Origin of the sequence: Chromatium okenii, assembly GCF_016583745.1 — a bacterium.
GTDB lineage: Bacteria > Pseudomonadota > Gammaproteobacteria > Chromatiales > Chromatiaceae > Chromatium > Chromatium okenii.
On record NZ_NRRQ01000103.1, the window covers coordinates 1 to 898 of the forward strand.

Here is an 898-nt window from a genome sequence, read left to right on the forward strand (position 1 = left end):
GCTTACCATCTGGCCCCAGTGCTGCAATGATACCGCGAGACCCACGCTCACCGGCTCCAGATTTATCAGCAATAAACCAGCCAGCCGGAAGGGCCGAGCGCAGAAGTGGTCCTGCAACTTTATCCGCCTCCATCCAGTCTATTAATTGTTGCCGGGAAGCTAGAGTAAGTAGTTCGCCAGTTAATAGTTTGCGCAACGTTGTTGCCATTGCTGCAGGCATCGTGGTGTCACGCTCGTCGTTTGGTATGGCTTCATTCAGCTCCGGTTCCCAACGATCAAGGCGAGTTACATGATCCCCCATGTTGTGCAAAAAAGCGGTTAGCTCCTTCGGTCCTCCGATCGTTGTCAGAAGTAAGTTGGCCGCAGTGTTATCACTCATGGTTATGGCAGCACTGCATAATTCTCTTACTGTCATGCCATCCGTAAGATGCTTTTCTGTGACTGGTGAGTACTCAACCAAGTCATTCTGAGAATAGTGTATGCGGCGACCGAGTTGCTCTTGCCCGGCGTCAACACGGGATAATACCGCGCCACATAGCAGAACTTTAAAAGTGCTCATCATTGGAAAACGTTCTTCGGGGCGAAAACTCTCAAGGATCTTACCGCTGTTGAGATCCAGTTCGATGTAACCCACTCGTGCACCCAACTGATCTTCAGCATCTTTTACTTTCACCAGCGTTTCTGGGTGAGCAAAAACAGGAAGGCAAAATGCCGCAAAAAAGGGAATAAGGGCGACACGGAAATGTTGAATACTCATACTCTTCCTTTTTCAATATTATTGAAGCATTTATCAGGGTTATTGTCTCATGAGCGGATACATATTTGAATGTATTTAGAAAAATAAACAAATAGGGGTTCCGCGCACATTTCCCCGAAAAGTGCCACCTGACGTCTAAGA

General features: G+C 47.7%; 1 protein-coding gene. It reads right to left on the reverse strand.

Annotated elements, in window-relative coordinates:
• On the reverse strand, positions 1–757 hold a 757-nt coding region (gene bla / locus CKO12_RS14345; RefSeq protein ID WP_200155396.1), incomplete at its 3' end, for a class A beta-lactamase.
• Between the last annotated feature and the right edge of the window lie 141 nt (positions 758–898).